The 20226-nt window shown below is 73.1% G+C and carries 17 protein-coding genes and 1 pseudogene; 7 read left to right on the top strand and 11 right to left on the bottom strand.

The genetic code is table 11. From position 1 onward, the window contains the following. Positions 1-191 precede the first annotated feature (191 nt). The 3 genes and pseudogenes from ACNF49_RS26110 to ACNF49_RS26100 form a co-directional block, all read right to left on the bottom strand. Entirely contained in the window at positions 192-1799 is a 1608-nt protein-coding gene (locus ACNF49_RS26110) for a CoA-transferase (protein WP_482945319.1), read from the bottom strand. After that, on the bottom strand, positions 1796-2560 hold the full coding sequence (locus ACNF49_RS26105; RefSeq protein WP_358000931.1) for an enoyl-CoA hydratase/isomerase family protein: 765 nt from the start codon (positions 2558-2560) through the stop codon (positions 1796-1798). The genes ACNF49_RS26110 and ACNF49_RS26105 overlap by 4 nt, the downstream gene beginning before the upstream one ends. 94 nt (positions 2561-2654) lie before the next feature. Continuing rightward, positions 2655-3236 (bottom strand): annotated as a pseudogene (locus ACNF49_RS26100) (FkbM family methyltransferase); the annotation flags it as partial. A gap of 210 nt (positions 3237-3446) precedes the next feature. Between ACNF49_RS26100 and ACNF49_RS26095 the strand changes: the two are divergent. Further along, entirely contained in the window at positions 3447-4316 is an 870-nt protein-coding gene (locus ACNF49_RS26095) for an arylamine N-acetyltransferase family protein (RefSeq protein WP_357982341.1), read from the top strand. Positions 4317-4325: 9 nt separating this feature from the next. Here ACNF49_RS26095 and ACNF49_RS26090 read toward each other — a convergent pair whose 3' ends face one another. Next, a complete protein-coding gene (locus tag ACNF49_RS26090) occupies positions 4326-4724 on the bottom strand; it encodes a VOC family protein (RefSeq protein WP_482945318.1) in 399 nt (132 codons plus the stop codon). A 95-nt stretch (positions 4725-4819) separates the two neighbouring features. On the opposite strand from ACNF49_RS26090, the gene ACNF49_RS26085 reads away from it, so the two are divergent. After that, entirely contained in the window at positions 4820-5872 is a 1053-nt protein-coding gene (locus ACNF49_RS26085; protein ID WP_482945317.1) for a helix-turn-helix transcriptional regulator, read from the top strand. A gap of 10 nt (positions 5873-5882) precedes the next feature. On the opposite strand, the gene ACNF49_RS26080 is transcribed toward ACNF49_RS26085, so the two are convergent. The 6 genes from ACNF49_RS26080 to ACNF49_RS26055 form a co-directional block, all read right to left on the bottom strand. Next, positions 5883-6548 (bottom strand): nitroreductase, encoded by a 666-nt coding sequence (locus ACNF49_RS26080; protein WP_357982350.1) that lies wholly within the window; start codon positions 6546-6548, stop codon positions 5883-5885. An 18-nt stretch (positions 6549-6566) separates the two neighbouring features. Continuing rightward, a complete protein-coding gene (locus ACNF49_RS26075) occupies positions 6567-7970 on the bottom strand; it encodes a serine hydrolase domain-containing protein (RefSeq protein ID WP_482945316.1) in 1404 nt (467 codons plus the stop codon). Positions 7971-8121: 151 nt separating this feature from the next. Then, complete coding sequence (locus ACNF49_RS26070) at positions 8122-9393, bottom strand: extracellular solute-binding protein (RefSeq protein WP_357982359.1); 1272 nt, start codon at positions 9391-9393, stop codon at positions 8122-8124. A 22-nt stretch (positions 9394-9415) separates the two neighbouring features. Beyond that, a complete protein-coding gene (locus ACNF49_RS26065; protein WP_482945590.1) occupies positions 9416-10108 on the bottom strand; it encodes a carbohydrate ABC transporter permease in 693 nt (230 codons plus the stop codon). Continuing rightward, positions 10027-11277: a carbohydrate ABC transporter permease gene (locus ACNF49_RS26060; protein ID WP_482945315.1), complete on the bottom strand. Its 1251-nt coding sequence runs from the start codon at positions 11275-11277 to the stop codon at positions 10027-10029. Before ACNF49_RS26060 ends, ACNF49_RS26065 begins: the two co-directional genes overlap by 82 nt. 8 nt (positions 11278-11285) lie before the next feature. Then, positions 11286-12896 carry a beta-N-acetylhexosaminidase gene (locus ACNF49_RS26055; RefSeq protein ID WP_482945314.1) on the bottom strand — a complete coding sequence of 537 codons (1611 nt, stop codon included), beginning with the start codon at positions 12894-12896 and terminating at the stop codon, positions 11286-11288. A gap of 251 nt (positions 12897-13147) precedes the next feature. Here ACNF49_RS26055 and ACNF49_RS26050 point away from each other — a divergent pair, with 251 nt between their 5' ends. Together ACNF49_RS26050 and ACNF49_RS26045 are read left to right on the top strand one after the other, a co-directional pair. Next, positions 13148-14407, top strand: a complete 1260-nt coding sequence (locus tag ACNF49_RS26050) for an ROK family protein (protein WP_482945313.1) — start codon at positions 13148-13150, stop codon at positions 14405-14407. Beyond that, positions 14395-15270: an alpha/beta fold hydrolase gene (locus tag ACNF49_RS26045; RefSeq protein WP_482945312.1), complete on the top strand. Its 876-nt coding sequence runs from the start codon at positions 14395-14397 to the stop codon at positions 15268-15270. Before ACNF49_RS26050 ends, ACNF49_RS26045 begins: the two co-directional genes overlap by 13 nt. A 24-nt stretch (positions 15271-15294) precedes the next feature. Here the strand turns inward: ACNF49_RS26045 and hemC are convergent, their stop codons facing one another. Next, positions 15295-16230, bottom strand: coding sequence for a hydroxymethylbilane synthase (hemC, locus tag ACNF49_RS26040; RefSeq protein ID WP_358000956.1), 936 nt, complete (start codon positions 16228-16230; stop codon positions 15295-15297). A 131-nt stretch (positions 16231-16361) separates the two neighbouring features. Here hemC and ACNF49_RS26035 point away from each other — a divergent pair, with 131 nt between their 5' ends. From ACNF49_RS26035 to ACNF49_RS26025, 3 genes are all read left to right on the top strand, one after another. Then, complete coding sequence (locus ACNF49_RS26035) at positions 16362-17594, top strand: hypothetical protein (RefSeq protein WP_482945311.1); 1233 nt, start codon at positions 16362-16364, stop codon at positions 17592-17594. Positions 17595-17728: 134 nt separating this feature from the next. Next, a complete protein-coding gene (locus tag ACNF49_RS26030) occupies positions 17729-18172 on the top strand; it encodes a hypothetical protein (protein WP_357982380.1) in 444 nt (147 codons plus the stop codon). Then, positions 18169-20214, top strand: a complete 2046-nt coding sequence (locus ACNF49_RS26025) for a M48 family metalloprotease (protein WP_482945310.1) — start codon at positions 18169-18171, stop codon at positions 20212-20214. The genes ACNF49_RS26030 and ACNF49_RS26025 overlap by 4 nt, the downstream gene beginning before the upstream one ends. Positions 20215-20226 lie beyond the last annotated feature (12 nt).

Genomic DNA, 20226 nt, shown 5'->3' with positions numbered 1-20226 from the left:
GGCACCCGCCCCCGGACCCGAATCCGGCCTTGGACCCGACCTTCGACCCTGCCTTCGCCCCGACCTTCGACCCTGCCTTCGACCCTGTCTTAGACCCGGGCCTGGTCCCGGGCTCGTTCCCGGTCCCGGGCTCGGTCCCGGTCCCGGTCCCGGGACCGGCCGCGGTCGCCCCGTGTGCTGCCCAGGCCCCGTCAGGGGCGGAAGAGCGCCGGGTCCATGGGGACGAGCGACGGCGAGACGCGGACCGGGAAGCCGATCTGGTCGAGCACGTCGCGGCGCAGGTCCACGCCGGCCGCGAGCTCCACGAGCTCCAGGCCGGCGGCGGTGACGTCGAAGACGGCCCGCTCGGTGACCACGCGCGCCCACTGCCCGCGCCGCACGCCCTCGCCCAGCTGATACGTGACGTGTCCGGCCCGCGGCACCAGCTTGCGCACCCGCCCTTCGGCCTGGATCCGCAGCCCGCCGTCGGCGCAGCTCACCTGGAGGCCGTCGGTGGTCAGCGTGCCGGCGAAGACCAGCCGCGTGGCGTTGTGCGCGATGTCCACGAACCCGCCGGCGCCGGGGTTGGCCGCGCCGAACCGGCTGACGTTCACGTTGCCCTCGGCGTCGATCTGGGCGAAGGCGAGCGCGGCGAACGGGCAGCCGCCGCCGTCGATGAAGTCGAACTGCGAGGGCCCGTCGAGCAGCGCGCGCGGCGAGTAGTTCGCCGAGAACTGCCAGCCGCTCATCACGATGCCGCCGAAGGAGCCGTGCTCGGTGGTGAACAGGTGCTCGTCCAGGCGGCCGTCGTCCAGCATGCCGTCCTCGGCCATGGCCAGGACGGCGTCGGAGGAGGCGCCGAACCCGAAGATCGAGGTCTCCCCCGGCCTGACCTCCCTGGCGACCCGGCGGGCGATCACCTTGTCGGGGCCGGACGGCAGCCGCGGCACCCGCGCGACGGCGTCGGGGACGTACCCGAGATAGCCGGGATCGTGCCGTACGCCGGTGGTCATGGGCGCGTCCGGAACCACGACGACCCGGTCGACGAGCGCCCCTGGCACGCGCATCTCCCGCGCGGGCGACGAGCCGGCGGGCACGATCCGCGACACCTGCGCGATCACGGTGCCGCCGCACGCCTTCACCGCGAGGGCGATCGCCAGCGCGCTGGAGAACAGCGGCTGGTCCTCGAAGGACAGGTTGCCGTCGGGGTCGGCGGCGCTCGCCCGGACCAGTCCGGCGTGCAGCGGCCAGGACGGGTAGAACAGGTACTCCTCGCCGCCCAGCTCGACCAGCTGCACCAGGTCCTCCTGGGCCAGGCCGGTGAACCTGCCGCCGCCGTGCCGGGGGTCGGCGTACGTGCCGAGGCCGACGCGGGTCAGGTAGCCGGGGCCGCGCCGGGCCACCTCGCGCAGCCAGTGCATGGCGGCGCCCATCGGCCAGCTGTACGCCTCGACGAGGTCGTTCTGGATCAGCTCGGTCAGGGCGGGGCGGGCGCCGGTCACCGGGTGGCGGGGGTTGATGAACGAGGCGGACACGATGCGGCGCATCAGGCCCTTCCTGGCCACGTGGTCCATGCCGCCGATGCCGACGGCGTCCCCGGTGGCGCAGGGGAAGTAGAAGGTCAGCTCGCGCGGGGCGCCGGTGGCGGCGAAGCGCTCGCCGAGCGCGGCCAGCAGGGCGTCGGGGGTGAGCCAGCCGATGACGCCGGTGCTGGCGACGGCCTGGTGGTCCTCGATGAGCGCGACGGCCTCGGCCACCCCGCACACCTTGCCCGTCCGGCCGCCCGCGACCGCCCCCGGGACCTGGTCCGGGGCGGTCATGGGCGGGCTCCGAAGCGGGCCAGGCTCTCGCGGGCCGCGGCGGAGGCGCAGTCGGCGCCGAACATCCAGGCCGTACGCGCGTCGAGCGTCTCGGCGGGCCCGCTCACCGCGTCGGTCAGCGCCCGCTTGGCGGAGGCGACCGCGTGCGGGGGCAGCGCGGCGAGCCCCGCCGCCACCTCCAGCGCGCACGCCAGGGCCTGGCCCGGCGCGGTCAGCTCGTCGGCGCCGCCGATCCCGTGCAGCTCGCGCCCGGTCAGCGGGCGGTCGCCCCAGACCAGCCGCCGCGCGGCGACGGGCCCGACCCGGGCGGCCAGGCTCTGGATGCCCCAGGGCGGCACCCAGCCGAGCCGCACCTCCGGCAGGTGCCAGCGGGCGTCCTCGGCGGTGACCACCACGTCGCAGCCGGTGGCCAGCAGGAAGCCGCCGCCGAGCGCGAAGCCCTCGACGGCGGCCACCACGGGGATGCCGAGATGCTGTACGGCCCTGGCCACGCGCCCGGTGTCGGCCTCGTGCCGCACCATGCCCTCACGCGTCATCCCGGACAGCTCCTTCAGGTCCGAACCCGCGCAGAACCCCGGCGGCGCGCCCGTCAGCACGGCGGCGCGCACCCCGGGATCGTCGTCCAGCTCGGCCAGCGCGGAGCCGAGCGCCGCGACCAGCCCGGACCCGAGCGCGTTGCGCACGCGGGGCCGGTCGAGCCGCAGGACGGCCACCGCCCCGCGGCGCTCGCAGGCCAGGCCCCCGTCCGACGGCCGGTCCATCAGAACGGCGTGGGCCGGGGGCCAGCCAGGCGACGTCCACGACGCCGGGACGCAGGTGCGGCCAGGCGGCCACCTCCCGCCAGCCGTGCGCCGTCATGTGCTCGGCGATGCTGTCGAGGGTCGAGCCGCCGCTGTAGCGGGCCGTCACGCTGCCCTCGACGACGGCGAGCCGCAGCCGGCTCAGGTCGGTCCCGGCCAGCACCTCCAGCTCGGCGCCCTGGGCGTCCACCACCAGCACGTTGCAGCCGTGCTGCACCTCGCTGACGGGGATCACCGGGACGACGTCCTGCCGGACGACGGCCATGGGCAGCAGCGGCGGCAGCATGCTCGACTGCTTGTCGTAGGGGGTGACGTTGAGGGTGGCCTGGCCGCGTTCCCGGCCGGCGCACGCCGCCACGACCTCGCGGGCCGGGTGGCCGTGCTCGGGCTCGGGCAGCCCGGCGGCCAGGTGGTGCAGCCGGAGCTGCTCGCGCAGCGCGGGCAGGTGGTCGCCGTTGGGCTCCATCATGACCAGGCGGCGGAACCCGCACCTGGTGAGTGCCTCCACCTCCTGGCCCCGGTGCGCGCCCACCTGGATCGCCCCTTCGGCCGGCAATCCCAGCTTGTCCAGCAGGTCGGGCAGGTGATCCTCCCATCGGGTGCTCACCCGCTCCGGTGCGACAGTCTGGTTGCGCATCTGGTCGTCTCCTCCCGGTGAACCGCTCAGGGCAGCGTCATCGTGGTCATCGTCGGTCGCGGCCGCGCGCCACCGCATCTCGTGGATTGCGCGGTACGGCCACCCGCCGCCCCGCTTCGTCGCCCGCATCGCCGCCGGGCGAGCAATCCGCGAGGTGCGGGCCGGCCGCGTGGCGGACCACGATGGACGCGGCGACCGAAGGGAGGGCCCATGCGGCGAACTCGTGACCGTGACCTGAACGCCTACCTCGACCGGCTGGACGTCGGCGACCCCGGCGAGCCGTCGCTCCCGGCGCTGCGCGCGCTGCACCGCGCGCACGTGGAGCGGGTGCCGTACGAGACCTTGGAGGTCCAGCTGGGCCGGCGGATCACCGTGGACCCGCGCGAGTCGGTCGAGCGGGTGCTGCGTGGGCGCGGCGGCTACTGCGTGCAGCTCAACGGGGCGTTCGCCACGCTGCTGACCGCGCTCGGCTATGACGTCACCTGGCATCGGGCCGGGGTGCAGGCCGCCGTCCGGGCGCCCGCCTCGCCGGCGTCGTTCGCGCCGCATCTCGCGCTCACCGTCGCCCTCGACGGGCAGGACTGGCTGGTGGACATCGGGCTCGGCGACGGGCTGCACGAGCCGCTGCCGCTGCGGGCGGGGACGTACCGGCAGGGGCCGTTCGAGTTCCGGCTGTCGGCCTCGGACGTGGAGCCCGGCGGCTGGCGGTTCGACCACGACCCGCGCGGGTCCATCGCCGGGCTGGACGTCGAGCGGGCGCCCGCCGAGCCGGGGGACTTCGTGGAGTGGCATCCGTACCTGTGCACGTCCCCCGAGTCCCGCCTGGTGCGGGCCGCCGTCGTGCTGCGGCGCGACGCGACGGGGGCCGACTGCCTGGTGGGCTGCATGCTGCGCCGGATCGGCGCGGACGGCAGGACCGAGCGGGAGCTGTCCACCCGGCGGGAGTGGTTCGGGGCCCTGGAGGAGGTGTTCGGGCTGCGCCTCGACGACGTCAACGGCGCCGAACGCGAGGCCCTGTGGACCAAGGTGCACGACGCCCACCTGTCCTGGCAGTCCCGCCGCCGCACCCCCGCCGCCTGACCCCGCTGGTCAGCGGGCGGACCTGGCCGCTGCGGCCGGGGTGACCGGGGTGAAGAAGTTGACGAGATTGCCGTCGGGGTCGCGGAACAGCAGCGACCGGTTGCCCCAGGGCATCGTGGTGGGCTCGTTGACGAAGTCGGTGACGAGGCCGGTCAGGTTCTCGTACACGCGGTCCACGTCGTCCACCAGGAACTCGACGATCACGCTGTGGTTGTCGGCCGGGCGAGCGGATCCCGGGGCGAACAGCGGGACGGTGCGGGTGCTCGCGATCGCCAGGGTGGCGGTACCGGTCCTGATCTCGGCGAAGTCCTCGGTGGACCAGGCCGCCGGCGTCCCGGTGGCCTTCTCGTAGAACCCGGCGAGGCGGGCGACGTCACCGGTGATGATGCGGATCGATACGAAGTTCATGGCGTTCCTCCGGTGTTCGTGCAGCTCTTGGCACCCCGCACGTTACGACGAATACTGGACAGATTCGGTCCACTATTCGCCATAGGCTTGACCTCATGTCGCCACCCACCGGTCGTGTGCTCACGCTCCTGGAGTTGCTGCAGTCGGGCGGCGTCCGGACGATGGCCGAGCTGGCCGACCGGCTCGGCGTCGACGGCCGTACCGTGCGGCGGTACGTCGGTCAGCTCATCGATCTCGGCCTGCCGGTCGAGTCGGTGCGCGGCCGCTACGGCGGCTATCGCCTGGCCCGCGGCTACCGCCTGCCGCCGCTCATGCTCGACGACGACGAGGCGCTGGCCGTGCTGCTCGGCCTGGTCGCCAACCGGCGTACGGCCGGCGACGCGGGCGACACGGCGAGCGTGACGGCGGCCGCGAAGATCCGCCGGGTGCTGCCCGAACGGCTCGTCCGCAGGCTCGACGCGCTCCTGGAATCCCTCGCCTTCACCAGCCCGCCCGGCGGGCCCGCCGGCCCGGACGCCGCCACCCTGCTCACGATCGCCGACGCCGTACGCCACCGCCGGCCCGTCTCGATCCGGTACGCCGACCGCGCCGGCCGGCGCAGTGACCGCACGCTGCACCCGTACGGGATCGTCAGCCACGCGGGCCGCTGGTACGTCACCGGCGAGGACCCCGGCCTCGGCGAGAACCGGACCTTCCGCCTCGACCGCGTCGCGGACGCCCGGGCCCTGCCCGGCTCGTTCGAGGCGCCGGCCGGGCCGGATCCGGCGCAGCGCGTCCTGTCGGGGTTCGCCACCGCGCCCTACCGGCACGAGGTGACCCTGCGGATCCACGGGACGGCCGAGCAGATCCGCACCCGCCTGCCCGCCGCCGTCGCCACCGTGGAGGAGATCACCGACGAGCCCGCCGAGGAGCCCGCTGCCGACACCGCTGCCGAGCCCGCCGTCGAGCCCGCCGTCGAGCCCGCCGGGGAGGCGGGGCCGGCGGGCGAGCGCTGGTTCCGCGTCGAGCTGCGGGCCGAACGGCTCGACTGGCTGCCCGCCGTGCTCGCCGCGCTCGACCGGCCGTTCGTCATCGAGCGTCCCGACGAACTGCGTGACCTCGTCCTCGCCGTCGCCGACCGCCTCGCGTCCCGCGCCCGCCGAGCCTGACCGCCCGGCGTCACACCCCGACGAAGCTCACCGTCTCCGCCAGGTCCGCCCGCCCGGTACGCAGCCGCGGCACGCCCTCCCTCTCGAAGCCCACCGCGACACCACAGAACAGGACAAGCCCGTCATGGGCGCCGACGGTCCGGCTGACGGTCTCGCGGTACATCGTCCACATCACCTGGGGGCAGCTGTGCAGCCCTTCCGCCCTCAGCAACAACATGACCGTCTGCAGGTACATCCCCGCGTCCCCCCACTGCCCGGGGCCCATGGCCTGGTCGAGGTAGCAGAACAGGACGACCGGCGCCCCGAACGCCGCCGAGTTCAGGGCGGCGATCTTCCTGGGCCGGTCGGGGTCGTCACGCTCGATGCCCAGCGCCTGGTACCGCTGGGCGGCCGCGGCGGCGAAACGGTCCAGGTACGGCGAGGTCAGCTCGGCCGGGTACATCGGATACTCCCGCTCGTCACCCGGGTCCCCCGCCCGCGCCCTGGCGGTCGCCCGCCGTTTCAGCTCGGCCAGCGGCTCCCCTGCCACGACGTACAGCCGCCACGGCTGGAGGTTCCCGCTCGACGGAGCCCGCGTCGCGGCGGTCAGCACACGTTCGAGCACCTCTTTGGGGACCGGCTCGTCGCTGAACGTTCGCACCGCCCGGCGGCTGTCCACGGCTTCGTACACGTCCATGCCTTCTCGCCCTCCCACTCAGCGGCCCGTGCGGGCCGCGGCGTAGAGCCGTGCGGCCGTCACCGCCGCGCCCGCGACCGCGGCCGTCACCAAGCAGATCATGAACGTCGGATAGAGATAGACCACCTGGATCCACATGATGTCGCCACCCCGGAGGAGCACCCGCATGATCGGGACGATCGTGACGCACAGCGCGAGCGGGGCCAGATACGGCAGCAGCGGCCACCGCCGCCACCCCCGGCGCACGACGGCCCAGCGCCGGGAGCGGGCCACGCCCCGTACGGCCAGCCCGGCGGTCGCCAGGGTCAGCAGGACGAACAGGATGTCGGTGACGAGGTGGGGCGGCGCGGAGGGGATCTCGGGTGTGCCGCCCTCGATCAGGGCGACCAGGCCGTCCATGAGGGCGCCGGCGTCGCCGAAGGCCGTCCCGGTGTTCGCCATGACCGCGACGCCGTACCCCGACTCCGGCATCAGCAGCTGGGCGGCCGTGGAGGTGAACAGGTCGCCGTCGTGCCGGACGACGGGGGTGCCGCGGGCGGTTTCGCCGATCTCCCAGCCGAGGGCGTACTCCCCGTCCTGCTCGGACGGCGTGCGCATCTCCTTGACACTGCGAGGGGAGAGGACGCCGTTGTTCTGCGCGATCAGCCACCGGCCCATGTCGCCGGCGGTGCTGAGGATCCCGCCCGAGCCGTTGCCGAACCCGGACGGCTCCGGCACGGCCACGGCCCGGCCGAGGACGACCAGATGGCCGCGGGCACTGCCGGGCAGGTCGCGGTCGGTGTCGACCGTCCTGCTGTCGCGCATGCCGAGGGGCGTGAAGACGTGCGCGTGCAGGTACGCCGCGAACGGCTGCCCGCTCACCACCTCGACCAGCCGCGCGGCGACCTGGTAGTTGGTGTTGTGGTAGCTGAAGGCGGTGCCCGGTTCCGTGGCGAGCCTCGCCGTCCTCAGCCGTGCCACGGCGCCTTCGAGCGTGCGGGGCTGGGGCAGGCTCTTCTCGTGGAAGGCCGAGTCGGCCATGCCGGACGTCTGGTTGAGCAACTGCCGCACCGTGATCCGGGCGGCCCTGGGATCGGCCATGGTGAACTCGGGCAGGTAGCCGCGCACCGGCCTGTCCAGCTCGACCTGGCCCTTCTCCACCAGTTGCAGGACGGCGAGCGAGGTGAAGGACTTGCTGACCGATGCCACGGCCATGGGCGTGTCCGTCGTCACCGGCTCGCCGGAGGCGGTCCGGCCGTACCCGGCGGCGTGCACGACCCGCCCGCCCTTGGTGATCGCGACCGCGACCCCGGGGAGCCCGGTCGCCTCGCGGTAGCCGGTGACGAAGGCGTCCACCGACGAGGGGGTGAGGTCCTGGGGCGGCGCCGGGCCGGACGCGAGGGGCAGGGCGAGGCAGAGCACGGCGACGATGTTTCTGAGCACCCGCCCAACGCTATGGATCACCCGCGTTCCGCGACCATGGCGAAGTCCCTCCGCTTTTCCTACGGAAAACCGCTATTCCTTCGCGGAAGCCGTGCGGGCCCGTAGGGCCGTCGTCCCGTCGCGCGGCGGGATGACGGCCCGGGTGCGGCGGTCAGGAGTGGTCGGTGATCTGCTGGAACTTGGTCAGCACGGCGCGCGGGTCGCTGCCGGGCGCCAGCGCGCCGCCCAGCTCGGCGGCCAGCGTGCCGCGCAGCTCCGCCCAGACCGGCTCGGACGTCGGGTCGAAGCGGGCCTTGGCCACCATGTCCACGATGGGGCTCACCTTCGGGTCCTGCCGCATGAGCGCCGAGGCGGACGCGGTCGTCGGCAGCAGGCCCTCCACCTTGAGGTACTTGGTGTAGTTGTCGGCCTGGTAGAAGTAGTCGAGGAACTCGCGGACGAGCTGCTGGTTGCCGTCCTTCTTGAAGGCCATCAGGTAGTCCTGGATGCCGTGCGTGGCCGGTTCGGCGCCGTGGTTGGTGGGGAACGGCGCGGTGCCGTACTCGATGCCCGCCTTGTCCACCTGCTCCAGGAAGGCCCGGGTGCCGAAGGACGCGTACACCATGGCGGCCTTGCCCTGGGCGAACAGCGGCCAGGTGCCGTCGGGGCGGTTGGTCTGGCCCGGGTTCGGCTGGGTGTACCCGTCCGCGGCCAGCGACTTGAGGAACTGCAGCGTCTCGACGGCGCGCTCGCCGTTGACGGTCCACTTGCCGTCGGTACGCCAGTCGGCGCCGTCGGCCCGCAGCCAGGCGCCGAACTCGTAGCCGCCGGCCTCGGCGCCGAGTGCCAGCGCGTACGGCACGTACCCGCCGGGCAGCGCCTTGATCGCCTTGGCCGCCGCGCGCAGCTCGTCCCAGGTGGCCGGCGGCTTGTCGAGGCCGGCCTCCTTGAGGATCTTCTTGTTGTAGTACATGCCGTTGACGGTGGCGACGAACGGCAGCCCGTACTGGACGCGGTCGTAGGAGGCGTTCTCGGCGAAGGACGGCAGGAAGTCCGACAGCACCTCCTTCGACACCACCTCCTCGGCCCGGTACAGCAGGCCGGCCTCGGCGTAGTCGGCGAAGACGTTGCCGTTCAGGATGTCGGGGAACTGCTTGGTCTGGACCATGGTGTTGACCTGGCTCTGCAGGTTGCCCCAGTCGATGACCTGCAGCTCGACGTTCTTGCCGGGGTGCCCGGCCTCGAAGGAGGCGATCAGCTCGTCCCAGTAGGGCCGGGTGCCCTCGGTGTACTGGGCCACGACCAGCTTGATCGAGTTCTGGCCGGCACCGTCCGAGCCGCCGCCCGAGCCGCCGTCCGAGCCGCCGCCGCACGCGGTCAGCGCGAGCACGAGACCGGTGAACGCGGCCAGGCCGCCGAGCCGTCGTCGTCTTGTGGGGGTCATCTCACACCGATCTTTCTCGTGGTCACTTGGTGCTGCCCGCGGTGAGGCCGCTCACCAGGTGCTTCTCGATGAGCGCGAACAGGATCACCGCGGGCACGATCGCCATGAGCGCCGCGGCGAACAGGTACTGGTAGTTGGTCTCGTACAGGCCGACGAACTGCTGGACGCCGACCGTGAGCGGCACGCGGCCGCCCGCCGGGTCGTTGAAGAGCGTCAGCGCGATGACGAACTCGTTCCACACCTGGATGAAGGTGAAGATCATCACGGTGACGAGGCCGGGGGCGGCCAGCGGCAGGATCATGCGCAGCATGATCCGGAACCTGCCGAGACCGTCCATCATGGCGGCCTCGTCGATCTCCACCGGGATCGCGCCGAAGTGGGCGTGCAGGATCCAGACGGCGAAGGCGAGGTTGAAGGCGGAGTTGATGGCGATGATCACGAAGTAGCTGTTCACGCCGTCCACGAACACCGCCTGCCGGTACAGGCCGATGAGCAGCGCGACGGCGGGGAACATCTGGGTCACCAGGATCACGCTGAGGAACGCCGTACGCCCCCTGAACCTGGAGCGGGCCAGCACGTAGGCCGCGGGCGCGGCGACGAGCAGCACCAGCGCCGTCGAGGCGAGCGCGACGGTCAGGCTGACCCGGAAGTAGTCGGCCAGCGGGATGCGCCGCCACACGTCGGCGTAGTTGGACCACGCCCAGCTCCTGGGCAGGTAGTCGGCCGGGACGGCGAACAGCTCGGCGTCGGTCTTGAGCGATCCCAGCAACATCGCGGCGTACGGGGCGAGGAAGAACAGCGCCACCGCGAACCCGATGACCGGCAGCGCGACGGGACGGATCCGCGCCCACCCCCGGCCCGCCCGCGCCAGCACCGGCCTGCCGCGCCGGACGGGAACCGGACCGCGCGGCGCGGCCACGGGCGCCCCGGAGGCCCCGGGAGCCTCCTCGGCGGCACCTTCCGCCGCCGGCGCGGGAGTCTCCTCGCTCGCCGCCGGGTTGCGGTGCGGCCGCAGGACCAGCACGAAGGCCAGGATGAGCAGCAGCAGGAAGGCCACGTTGAGCACGCCGAGCGCGGCCGCCTCCCCGAGTCGAGCTGCGCGGTGAAGGCGATCTTGTACAGCCAGGTCACGGTCGTGTCGGCGTGGGTGCCCGCCGTCTTGCCCATGATCACCCAGATGACCGTGAACGCGTTGAAGACGTGCAACATGTTGAGCACGAACGCGATCATGAGCGACGGCCGCAGGATCGGCAGCGTCACCCGCCGCCAGGTCGCCCACGCGCTCGCGCCGTCCATCCGGGCGGCCTCCAGCACGTCGTGCGGCACCGTCTGCAGCCCGGACAGCAGCACGTAGGTGGTGAACGGCATCGAGGTGATGATCCCGACCGCCATGATCGAGTACAGCGCGGTGGCCGGGTCCTTGTACCAGTCGACCGGTGCGGAGATGATCGACAGGTCCATCAGCAGCCGGTTGAGCAGCCCGTTGCCGCCCTCGTAGATGAAGCGCCACACGGTGGCGGTCATCACCAGCGAGGTCGCCCACGGCACCACCAGCGCGAGCCGGACGAACTTGCGGCCGTAGAACGGCTTGGACAGGAACTGCGCCAGCGCCAGCGAGAGCAGCATGGTCAGGCCGACGACGATCACCAGCCACAGCAGCGTGTTGCCGACCACCGGGCCGAGCGCGTCCTCCTTGAGCAGCCGGGCGTAGTTGTCCAGCCCCGCCATGCCCCTGACCAGCCCGATCCTGCTGATGTCGAGGAAGGACATGTAGACCATGTACAGCGCGGGGAAGCCGACCACACCGGCGATGAGCAGCGTGCTCGGCGTCAGCCAGCGCCAGGGCACGGTGCGCTCCCACAGGTCGGCGAGCCGGCCTGTCATGGACGTCCTCACGGCGCGTCCCTGAGGTTGGCGGTCCAGGAGTCGAGCGTCGCCTGCCACTCGTCGCGCTCCTCCGGCATGCCGGGCACCCCCGGCCGTCTCTGCCAGGGCAGCGGGCCGGACTCGCGCCGGTACTCGACGCCGATCGCGTCCAGGCGCGGCAGGTGGGCGGCCAGGCGGCGGCGGAAGTCGGCCAGGTCCCGCTCGGGGCCCGACCAGACGGTCTCGGCGAAGGCCGCCAGCCGGGGGAAGGCCATGTAGTCGACGTGCCGGGTGGAGTCGATCAGCTCCGTCCAGACCCCGCACTGGGCGCCGAGCACCCGTTCGGCGGCCGGTTCGCCGCGCAGCTCCGGCGGGACGGGTTCGAAGGCGTAGACGTCCTCAAGGGTGAGCACGGTCCGGAACGGCATCGGCTCGTCGTCGCGCTCGCTCTGCCGGTAGTCCAGGTAGACGGCGGTGTTGGAGCAGTTGACGACGTCGTGCCCGGCGCGCGCGGCGGCCACGGCGCCCAGGTCGGCCCGCCAGGAGGCGACCACCGCGCCGGGGGCGAGGCCGCCCTCCAGGATCTCGTCCCAGCCGACCAGGCGCCGCCCCCGCTCGGTCAGGTAGTCGTCGAACTGGCGGATGAACCAGCTCTGCAGCTCCTCCTCGTCGCGCAGGCCCAGTTCCCTGATCCGGCGCTGGGCCGACGGGCTGCGCCGCCACTGCTCCTTGGGGCACTCGTCGCCGCCGACGCACACGTACGGGCCGGGGAACAGCTCCAGCACCTCGTCCAGCACGTTCTTGAAGAAGGCGATCGTGGCGTCCTCGACGTTGAGCACGTTGTGCCCGACGCCCCAGGTCGTGCCCACGCCGAGCGGGGTGTCGAGGTTGCCCAGCTCGGGGTGGGCGGCGATGGCCGACTGGGTGTGGCCGGGCAGGTCGATCTCCGGCACGACCGAGATGTGGCGGCGGGCGGCGTAGGCGACGATCTCGCGGAGGTCGTCCTGGGTGTAGAAGCCGCCGTGCGGCCGGCCGTCCATCTCCCCCAGCCAGCCGACCTGGCTCTCCTTGCGCCAGGAGCCGATCTCGGTCAGGCGCGGGTAACGCTTGATCTCGATGCGCCAGCCCTGGTCGTCGGTGAGGTGCAGGTGCAGGACGTTCAGCTTGTGCAGGGCCATCAGGTCGATGAAGCGCAGCACGTCCGCCTTGGTCATGAAGTGCCGGGCCACGTCGAGGATCGCGCCGCGCCAGGCGAAGCGGGGACGGTCCGCCACGTGGACGGCGGGCAGTTCCAGCGACCCGCGCGTGCCCGCCCGGCGGAAGGCGGCGGGCGGCAGCAGCTGACGCAGCGTCTGCGCGCCGTGGAAGGCGCCGGTCGCCGATCCGGCGTCGAGCGTGACCTCGCCGGGGGTGACGGTCAGCCGGTAGGCGTCGGGAGGCAGGTCGTCCAGGCCGAGCCTGATCGTCGCCGGTCCCGGGCTGCCGGGCAGCAGCTCGCCGCCGGTGACCTGGCTGAGCTCGCCGCGCAGCCACGCGGCGACCTCGCCGAGCGCGGGATCGGCGGTGAGCGCGGTGCTCCGGTCGATGACGAAGCGGCCCGGTCCGGCCTCGTAGGTCAGGGGCTTGGGGACGATCATTAAGCGGCCTCTCGGAGCTGACGGGGGAGACTCTTCGCCCTGGGCGCGTTCCCGGGCATGACCGACGGTGCCCGTCGGCGGGAGGTCCGTGCCGACCTCCTTTACGAAGGAGCGCTTCATTACTAGCACCGGCCCGAAGCAGGGGTCAATGCTCATTTCTGCGCGAATCCGCCTCCCTTGCTCACCTTTGAGCCTCCGCGGGCTGGCATACTGGAGCCCGAGTTATTGAGGAGACCTGCGTTAGGAGGACGATGGCCCGGACACTTCGCGGCGGCGACCTGTCACGACTCAGGCAGCTCAACACCCTGACCGCGATCGCGGCACTGCGCGCCGCCGGGCCTCTGACGCTGACGACCCTGGCCGAGCGGACCGGCCTGTCGCGCCCCTCGACCAAGGAGGTCGTGGACGAGCTGATGACGCTCGGCTGGGTGGAGGAGACCCCGCCCGCACAGGGCACGGTCGGCCGGCCGGCCCGCCGCTACCGGTTCCGCGCCGGGAGCGGCCATCTGGTCGGGCTGGACATAGGCGGCCACAACATCCGGGCCGCCCTGGCGGACCTCAACGGCGTGATCCTCTCCGAGACCCGCCAGCCCGTGGAGCCGGACACCCCCCTTCCCGAGCGGCTGGCCGCGATCGAACGGGCGGTCGCGGGCTGCCTGGCGCTGGGCGGCAAGACCATCGAGGACGTGTGGATCCTCGCTGCGGGCACGATCGGCGTGATCACCCCCGAGGGGCGCATCCTGTACTGCGCCGCCATTCCCGCCTGGACCGGCTTCGACCTGGCCGGGCACCTGCGCCGGTTGTTCCCCTGCGAGGTGCTCGTCGAGAACGACAGCCGTCTGGCCGCCCGGGCCGAGGCGGCGCGCGGGGCCGCGCGCGACGTCGATCACGCGGTGTTCCTGCACGTCGGCCGCCGGATGGGCGCGGCGCTCATCATCGACGGCAAGGTGCACCGCGGGTTCGGCGCGGCGTCCGGCGAGATCGCCATGCTGCCGCAGGCGCGCTGGTTCGACGCGTCCGAGCACCTGCAGCGCTGCGCGATCATCCCCGAGGGCGTCCCACCCGCGGACGCCGCCGGCTACACCCTGGCCGCCGCCCGCGCGGGCGACCCGGTGGCGCTGGCGGCGGTCGACCGGTACGTCGACGACCTGGCCGTCGGCACCAGCGCGATGGTGCTCCTGCTCGACCCGCAGGTCGTCGTGCTGGGCGGCGGGTTCTCGCGGTCGGCCGACGTGCTGCTGCCGCCTCTGCGCGACCGCCTGGCACGCGCCTGCATGCGCCTGCCCGACCTGCGCGCCTCTGCCCTGGGTGACGAGTGCGTGGTCACCGGCGCCATCGACCATGCCGTCGCACACCTCGACGACCAGCACTTCACCCCGGACGCCCCCTTGCCCGCCCCCGCTGACCCGGGACGTTTCCGCCCCGGCTGGCGATTGGTCTGTTTCGCCGGGAATGAAACCACTGATACCCGGGTGTCGCTGATGGCTACCGTGGCGGAGTGCACACAGTGATCACGCGAGACGGCCGCGCCCTTGCCGTGGAGCAGTGGGGCGTCCCCGACGGGACGCCCGTCTTCTACCTGCACGGCAGCCCCATGGGACGCCTGGCCCGCCACCCCGACGACTCCTTGTTCACCAGGCTCGGCATCCGATTGATCACCTTCGACCGCCCCGGTTTCGGGAGCTCGACGCCGCTGCCGGGACGGCGCGTGGTGGACGGCGCGGAAGACGTCGCCGCCGTGGCCGACGCGCTCGGCCTCGACGAGGTCGCCGTCTACGGGGTCTCCGGCGGCGGGCCGCACGCGCTGGCGTTCGCCGCCCGCCACCCCGGCCGGGCCGTCCGGGTCGCCTCGCTGGCGGCGCTGGCCCCGCGCGACGCCGAAGGGCTGGACTGGACGGCCGGGATGATGGAGGGCAACCGGCGCAGCGCCGCGGTCGCCCTCCAGGATCGCGAGGCCATGATCGCCCACCTGGGGGCGGACTCGTCCGGGCCGCCGCAGTTGCCGCCGTTCGAGGCCGCCGTCCTGACGCGTCCCGAGGTCAGCGCCATGTTGTCGGCCGCGTACGCCGAGGCGGTCCGTCCCGGCCTCGGCGGCTGGGCCGACGACGTCATCGCCCTCTTCGGCAGCCCCTGGGGGCTGGACCCCGCCGCCATCACCGTCCCGGTCCGGCTGTGGCACGGCGAGCTGGACGGGGTCGTGCCGGTCGCGCACGCCCGCTGGCTCGCCGCCCGCATCCCCACCGCCACCCTCACCGTCCAGCCCGACGCCGGGCACGCCGGGCACTTCGACGCCACCCCCGCCACGCTGGAGTGGCTGCTGCACGGCGACGAACCCCTCGGCGACAAGGAGGCGGCGGCGGCCGTCACGACCTAGGCGGCACGCCGGCCGGCCTGCCGTTCAGTGGGGGATGGTGTCGATCAGTTCGCGGGCGCCCTGGCGGAGCAGCGCGACCGCGACGGAGGTGCCGAGCGTCGCCGGGTCGAGCGGGCCGGCCCACTCGTGCGCGTCGAGCACCCGCTTGCCGTCGGGGGAGAAGACCCGGGCGCGCAACGACAACCGGCCGTCGCGCTCGGCGCGGGCGTGACCGGCGATGGGCGAGTTGCAGTGGCCCTGGAGCACGTGCAGCAGCATGCGCTCCGCCGTGATCTCCCGCCACGTGTCGGCATGTCCCAGACCGGCGACCGCGTCGACGGTCGCCGTGTCGTCCTCCCGGCACTGCAGGGCCAGCACGCCCGCGCCGATCGGCGGGCACATCGTCTCCAGCGACAGCGCCTCGGTGATGCGGTCCGGCCGGCCGATGCGCTCCAGCCCGGCCACCGCCAGCAGCAGCGCGTCGGCCTCGCCCGCGTCCAGCTTGTCCAGGCGCCGGTTGGCGTTGCCGCGCATCGGCACGCACCGCAGATGCGGGTGGGACGCGGCCAGCTGGGCCACGCGCCGGACCGACGACGTGCCGATCCGGGTGCCCTCGGGCAGCGCGTCCAGCTTCAGGCCGCCGGGGTGCACGAGCGCGTCGCGCAGGTCGTCACGCTTGAGGAAGGCCGCGAACACCGTGCCGGCCGGCAGCGGGCGGTCGGCGGGCACGTCCTTCATGCAGTGGACCGCCAGGTCGGCCTGACCGGCCAGGAGCGCCTCGTCGACCTCCTTGGTGAACGCGCCCTTGCCGCCCAGCGCCGACAGGGCCCCCTGCCACCGGTCGCCGGACGTGGTGACCGGGACGACCTCGGTGCGGATGCCGGGATGCCGGTCGGCCAGCTCCCGCCGGACGCGCTCGACCTGGGCGAGCGCCATCGGAGAGGAACGCGTCACGATGCGGATCAGCTCGGGGACGGCCATCCCCCGATCGTAGGGCGTCACCTCCGTGCCGCGCGGGCCAATCCCGGAGCTCGCCATGGATGGCCCGCCGAGGGGACGGCGGCTTAGGGTACGGATCATCAATCGCCACGGGGAAGAGGACGGGGACGTACATGATGGCCAATGATCCGGCGCGGCCGACGCTGATGACGCGGATGGTCGCGGCGTACAAGGGCGAGGTGCGCGCGGACGAGCTGGAGGCGTACCGGCGGGCCGGGGGGCTGGTCTACACCGAGCTGGAGCGCGCCGAGGAGCTGCGGTTACGCCTGGTCCAGGAAGGCGTCAACCTCTGGCACGACCCGCGGTCCGCCTCAGGGCAGCTGCTGTGCACCTGGAACGCGTTCGTCCTGCAGACCATCGGCGAGCAGCTGCTCGACTCCGACTACAGCGCCGACCCGCGCACCGCGGGCTACGTGCCGCCGGTCACCAGCCGGCAGGTGGCCGCCTGCTTCGCCCAGGTGGAAGGCTGGGTGTCGCGCGCGAGGCAGGCGGCCGGCAACACCCGCTATCTGGTCGAGACAGAGCTCCAGCTGCCCGCCGACCTGCCCGAATGGGCCGAGGCGGACCCGTGCCCGCTGCCGCATCTGCACGGCATGCTGGCCGCCACCCGCGCGATCCGCCGGCACGCCGAGGTGGCCTTCGGCGTGTTCGAGCAGACCGTCGCCGACGACCACGACCACCAGGCCGACCTGCAGCGGCTGCGCCAGCTCGTGGCCGAGGCCGCCACCGCCGCCGACTACGCCGAGGGGCTGCTCAAGGCCGATCCGCAGCCGAGCCTGCACGAGGCGATCGAGCAACGGCTCCAGCGGTCGCTGGAGCTCTACTACCACGTGGGCCAGCTCATCGCGATGCCCAGGCACATCGCCACCTACCAGAGCACCGCCACCAGGCCCGCGGCGACGTACCAGTCCCTCGACGCGAGCCTGCGCGACCTCGACCCCTGGTGCCTGACCGACCCGCAACGGCGGGACTACTGGCAGGCCGACCCCAAGGCCCGGCAGGCCGTCAAGGAGATGTGGGAGTACGACCCCGACCCGGCCGCCACCCTCCACATCCAGGCGCAGATCGACGCCGCCTTCCGGGACGGCGCCATCGCCTACGCCGTCGACGCGGCGGGCAAGCCGCTCGGGAGCTACTACTGCTGCCCGTTCCCCGCCATCTATTCGGTGCGCAGGCCGGTGGTCATCTCCGGCAGGCTGCTGCGCCCCATGCAGCGGTTCACCTTCGAGGCGTCGGCCGAGGAGATGGAGAGCGGCGGCCCGTTCCGGCGCGAGATCATCGTGACCGACTTCAAGCCGACGAACGAGATCGACTACTGCGACCCCGACGGGCTGCACGGCGACTAGGACGGCGTCCGGTCATCGGGCGGGTCACGGAAGGAAATGCGGCGCGAGACGGGCCGGACCGTGATTATCCACGGACATCCGGCCTCGGGGCTGCCTATATTTCAGGCAACGGAATCTCCCTGTTGGAGGGCCAGGTGTCCGATGTGTTCGCCAAGGATCTCAGCCGCCGGGTCGTGACGAGGATCGCTCCCGCCGAACTCCCGCTGTTCGACCAGACCTGGGACGCGCTCGGCGGCAGGACCAGGTCGAGGTCCCATCGGGATCCGCTCGGATTCGGGCTGCCGGGAGTGGACGAGCTGCTGGTGACGGCGATCGTCTCCGGCGTCGTGACCACGGTGCTCGCGGACGTGGGAAAGGACGTCGGCTCGTGGACCGGCCGGCTGATCGGCCGGTTGCGCCGTCGTCCGCGGGAGCTGCCCGAGGCGCAGCCGGCGGGCCCGCCGCCGTTGCCGCCGGCCCGGCTGACCGAGATCCGTAAGGTCGCCTACCAGAAGGCGCGCCGGATGGGCATGTCGCAGGCGCAGGCCGACGCGCTGGCCGACGCGGTGGTGAGCGAGCTGGCCCGCAACCCGTCATGACAGGCCGTCTGCCGTCGGCCACCACGTCCGCGTTCGTCCTGCTGATCAGCCTGGCGTTCGCGACGACCGCGATCTACCGGCCGGGGATCTTCGACCTGCTGTCGACGCAGGGGGCGGAGGTCCCGGCGAAGGTCAGGGAGGCGTGTCAGCTGGCGGCGCTGAAGGGCCTGGACGATCCCGCCTGCGACGTGATGAGCCGCGGGGCTCACCAGGATCTCCGGCTCGGCGTGTTGCTCTGTTTCGCGACGCTCATCCTGCTCACCGGGCTGCAGTACTGGTTCGGCCCGGCCTGGCGGATCCGCCGCCGGCGGCTGCGTCCGGTCACCGGCGAGGTCGGTGAGGAGTTGGGGCGGATGGCGGCGGAGGTGCTCGGCGGCCGCCGGGTCGTCTTCCTGCTCGACGTGCTCAACCCCGCGGTGGCCGGGCTGGCCTTCGGCCGGGCCGGGCGCAGGTACGTGGTGATCAGCCGGGGCACCTGGCTGTCGTTCGAGCGCGACCGGCCGCTGTTCCGGGCGGTGGTGCTGCACGAGCTGGCGCACGTGCGCAACAGGGACCTGAACATCACGGCGGTGACGCTGGCGATGTGGCGGTCCTACGCCGCGGTGATCCTGGTGCCGGGCCTGCTCGCCGCCGTGAACGGGGTGGTGTCGGGGCAGGCGCCGTTCCTGCGGTCCGAGCAGATGCCGTTCGGGGCGCGCGCGGCGCTGTCGTGGTTGTTCGCCGCCCAGATCGCCGGGCTGGCGGTGTTGTCGTGGCTGACCCGTTCGGTGGTGCTGCAGTCGCGTGAGCTGCTGGCCGACGCCCGCGTCCTGTCGTGGGAGCGGGACGCGACGCCGCTGCGCCGCGTGTTCGAGGAGGCGCCGGCGCCGCGCCGGTGGCCGGTGTCGCTGCGGGTGCGCACCCACCCGCATCTCGCCGTCCGCCGGGCCGCGCTGGAGGACCAGGAGCCGCTGGTACGCCAGGGTTTCGTCTTCCCGCTGGCCCTGGGCGGCTGCTTCTCCCTGACCATGGATCCGGCCACGTCGCTGACCGCGCAGGGACGCACCAACACCTTGCCGTGGCCGGCGGAGGTGTTCGCCCTGCTGCTGGCCGTCGCGCTGGGGCTGCGGGCGTTGCGTGCCGTGGAGGCGCGTAGCGACGCCGTGCACGTGCCGCTGGGCCTGGCCGTGGGGCTGGCGGGCGGCTGGGTCCTGGCCCCGAGCAGGATGACCGACCACGCGCTGGCGCCGTTCCCCGTGTCGGTGCAGCTCGCCGGGCTGGTGGTGCTGGCGGTGGCGGGCCTGCTGCTGGGGATGTGGGTGCGGTGGGTGGCGCGGGTGTGGGCGCCGCGGGTGCACGGGCTGCGGTCGGCGCTCGGGCCGCTGGTGCTGATCGCGGCGGTCGTGACGCTGGGCGCGCGGGCGTTCTACGACCTCCAGGCCGACATCATCATTGCCCACGTCCAGAAATATCCCGCTGTTTCCGATCCGCTGGCGCAGGTCCTGATCAGCGCGCAGATCATGCTGGACACCCGCCTGTCGGCGGGCATCCTCCTGCTGCTCGCCGTCGCCCTGCTCATGCTGACCCCGATGGCGGTACGTTTCGTCACCCTCGGCGAACGCCGCCCGCCCGCGCCCCGGCGCACCGGCCGCATCGCCCTGGCGGTGGGCTGCGCGGCCGCCGCGGCGCTGGTCACGGCGATGGTGTCGGGCACGGTCAACAGCTACGTCTTCCAGAGCTCCGGCACCGCGTTGTCGGGCGTCATCGCGACCGGAGCCGCCGCCGGCGCCGCCCTCGCGGCCTGCGTGGCCGGGTTGTCCGGGACGTCGCCGGTCGCGAAGGGCATGGTGACGGGGCTGGCCGCGGCGGTGCTCTACGCCCTCGCGCTGGAGCTGGTGTGGCTGCCCCTGCGGACGGCGCTGCCGTGGCTGATCCACATGATCATCCTGGAGCGCATGCTGGCGGCCGCGCTGATCGCCGCGCTGGCCACGGCCCTGCTGGCCCGCCTGCTGCCCGTCCGCCGGGAGCCGGCCCCGGTCGCCGGCGTGCCCGCGCAGGGGTGAGGCGGGGGCGCA

This window comes from Actinomadura sp. ATCC 39365 (assembly GCF_054392275.1).
The sequence above is the reverse complement of the archived record's forward strand: the minus strand, read 5'-3'. Positions and strand labels throughout refer to the sequence as shown.

Excerpts from the sequence above, each read along its gene's own strand:
- ACNF49_RS26110 (WP_482945319.1), bottom strand. The coding sequence starts at position 1,799 with ATGACCGCCCCGGACCAGGTCCCGGGGGCGGTCGCGGGCGGCCGGACG.
- ACNF49_RS26105 (WP_358000931.1), bottom strand. The coding sequence starts at position 2,560 with ATGGACCGGCCGTCGGACGGGGGCCTGGCCTGCGAGCGCCGCGGGGCG.
- ACNF49_RS26095 (WP_357982341.1), top strand. The coding sequence starts at position 3,447 with ATGCGGCGAACTCGTGACCGTGACCTGAACGCCTACCTCGACCGGCTG.
- ACNF49_RS26090 (WP_482945318.1), bottom strand. The coding sequence starts at position 4,724 with ATGAACTTCGTATCGATCCGCATCATCACCGGTGACGTCGCCCGCCTC.
- ACNF49_RS26055 (WP_482945314.1), bottom strand. The coding sequence starts at position 12,896 with ATGATCGTCCCCAAGCCCCTGACCTACGAGGCCGGACCGGGCCGCTTC.
- hemC (WP_358000956.1), bottom strand. The coding sequence starts at position 16,230 with ATGGCCGTCCCCGAGCTGATCCGCATCGTGACGCGTTCCTCTCCGATG.
- ACNF49_RS26025 (WP_482945310.1), top strand. The coding sequence starts at position 18,169 with ATGACAGGCCGTCTGCCGTCGGCCACCACGTCCGCGTTCGTCCTGCTG.
- ACNF49_RS26050 (WP_482945313.1), top strand. The coding sequence starts at position 13,148 with ATGGCCCGGACACTTCGCGGCGGCGACCTGTCACGACTCAGGCAGCTC.
- ACNF49_RS26070 (WP_357982359.1), bottom strand. The coding sequence starts at position 9,393 with ATGACCCCCACAAGACGACGACGGCTCGGCGGCCTGGCCGCGTTCACC.
- ACNF49_RS26060 (WP_482945315.1), bottom strand. The coding sequence starts at position 11,277 with ATGACAGGCCGGCTCGCCGACCTGTGGGAGCGCACCGTGCCCTGGCGC.
- ACNF49_RS26080 (WP_357982350.1), bottom strand. The coding sequence starts at position 6,548 with ATGGACGTGTACGAAGCCGTGGACAGCCGCCGGGCGGTGCGAACGTTC.
- ACNF49_RS26085 (WP_482945317.1), top strand. The coding sequence starts at position 4,820 with ATGTCGCCACCCACCGGTCGTGTGCTCACGCTCCTGGAGTTGCTGCAG.
- ACNF49_RS26035 (WP_482945311.1), top strand. The coding sequence starts at position 16,362 with ATGATGGCCAATGATCCGGCGCGGCCGACGCTGATGACGCGGATGGTC.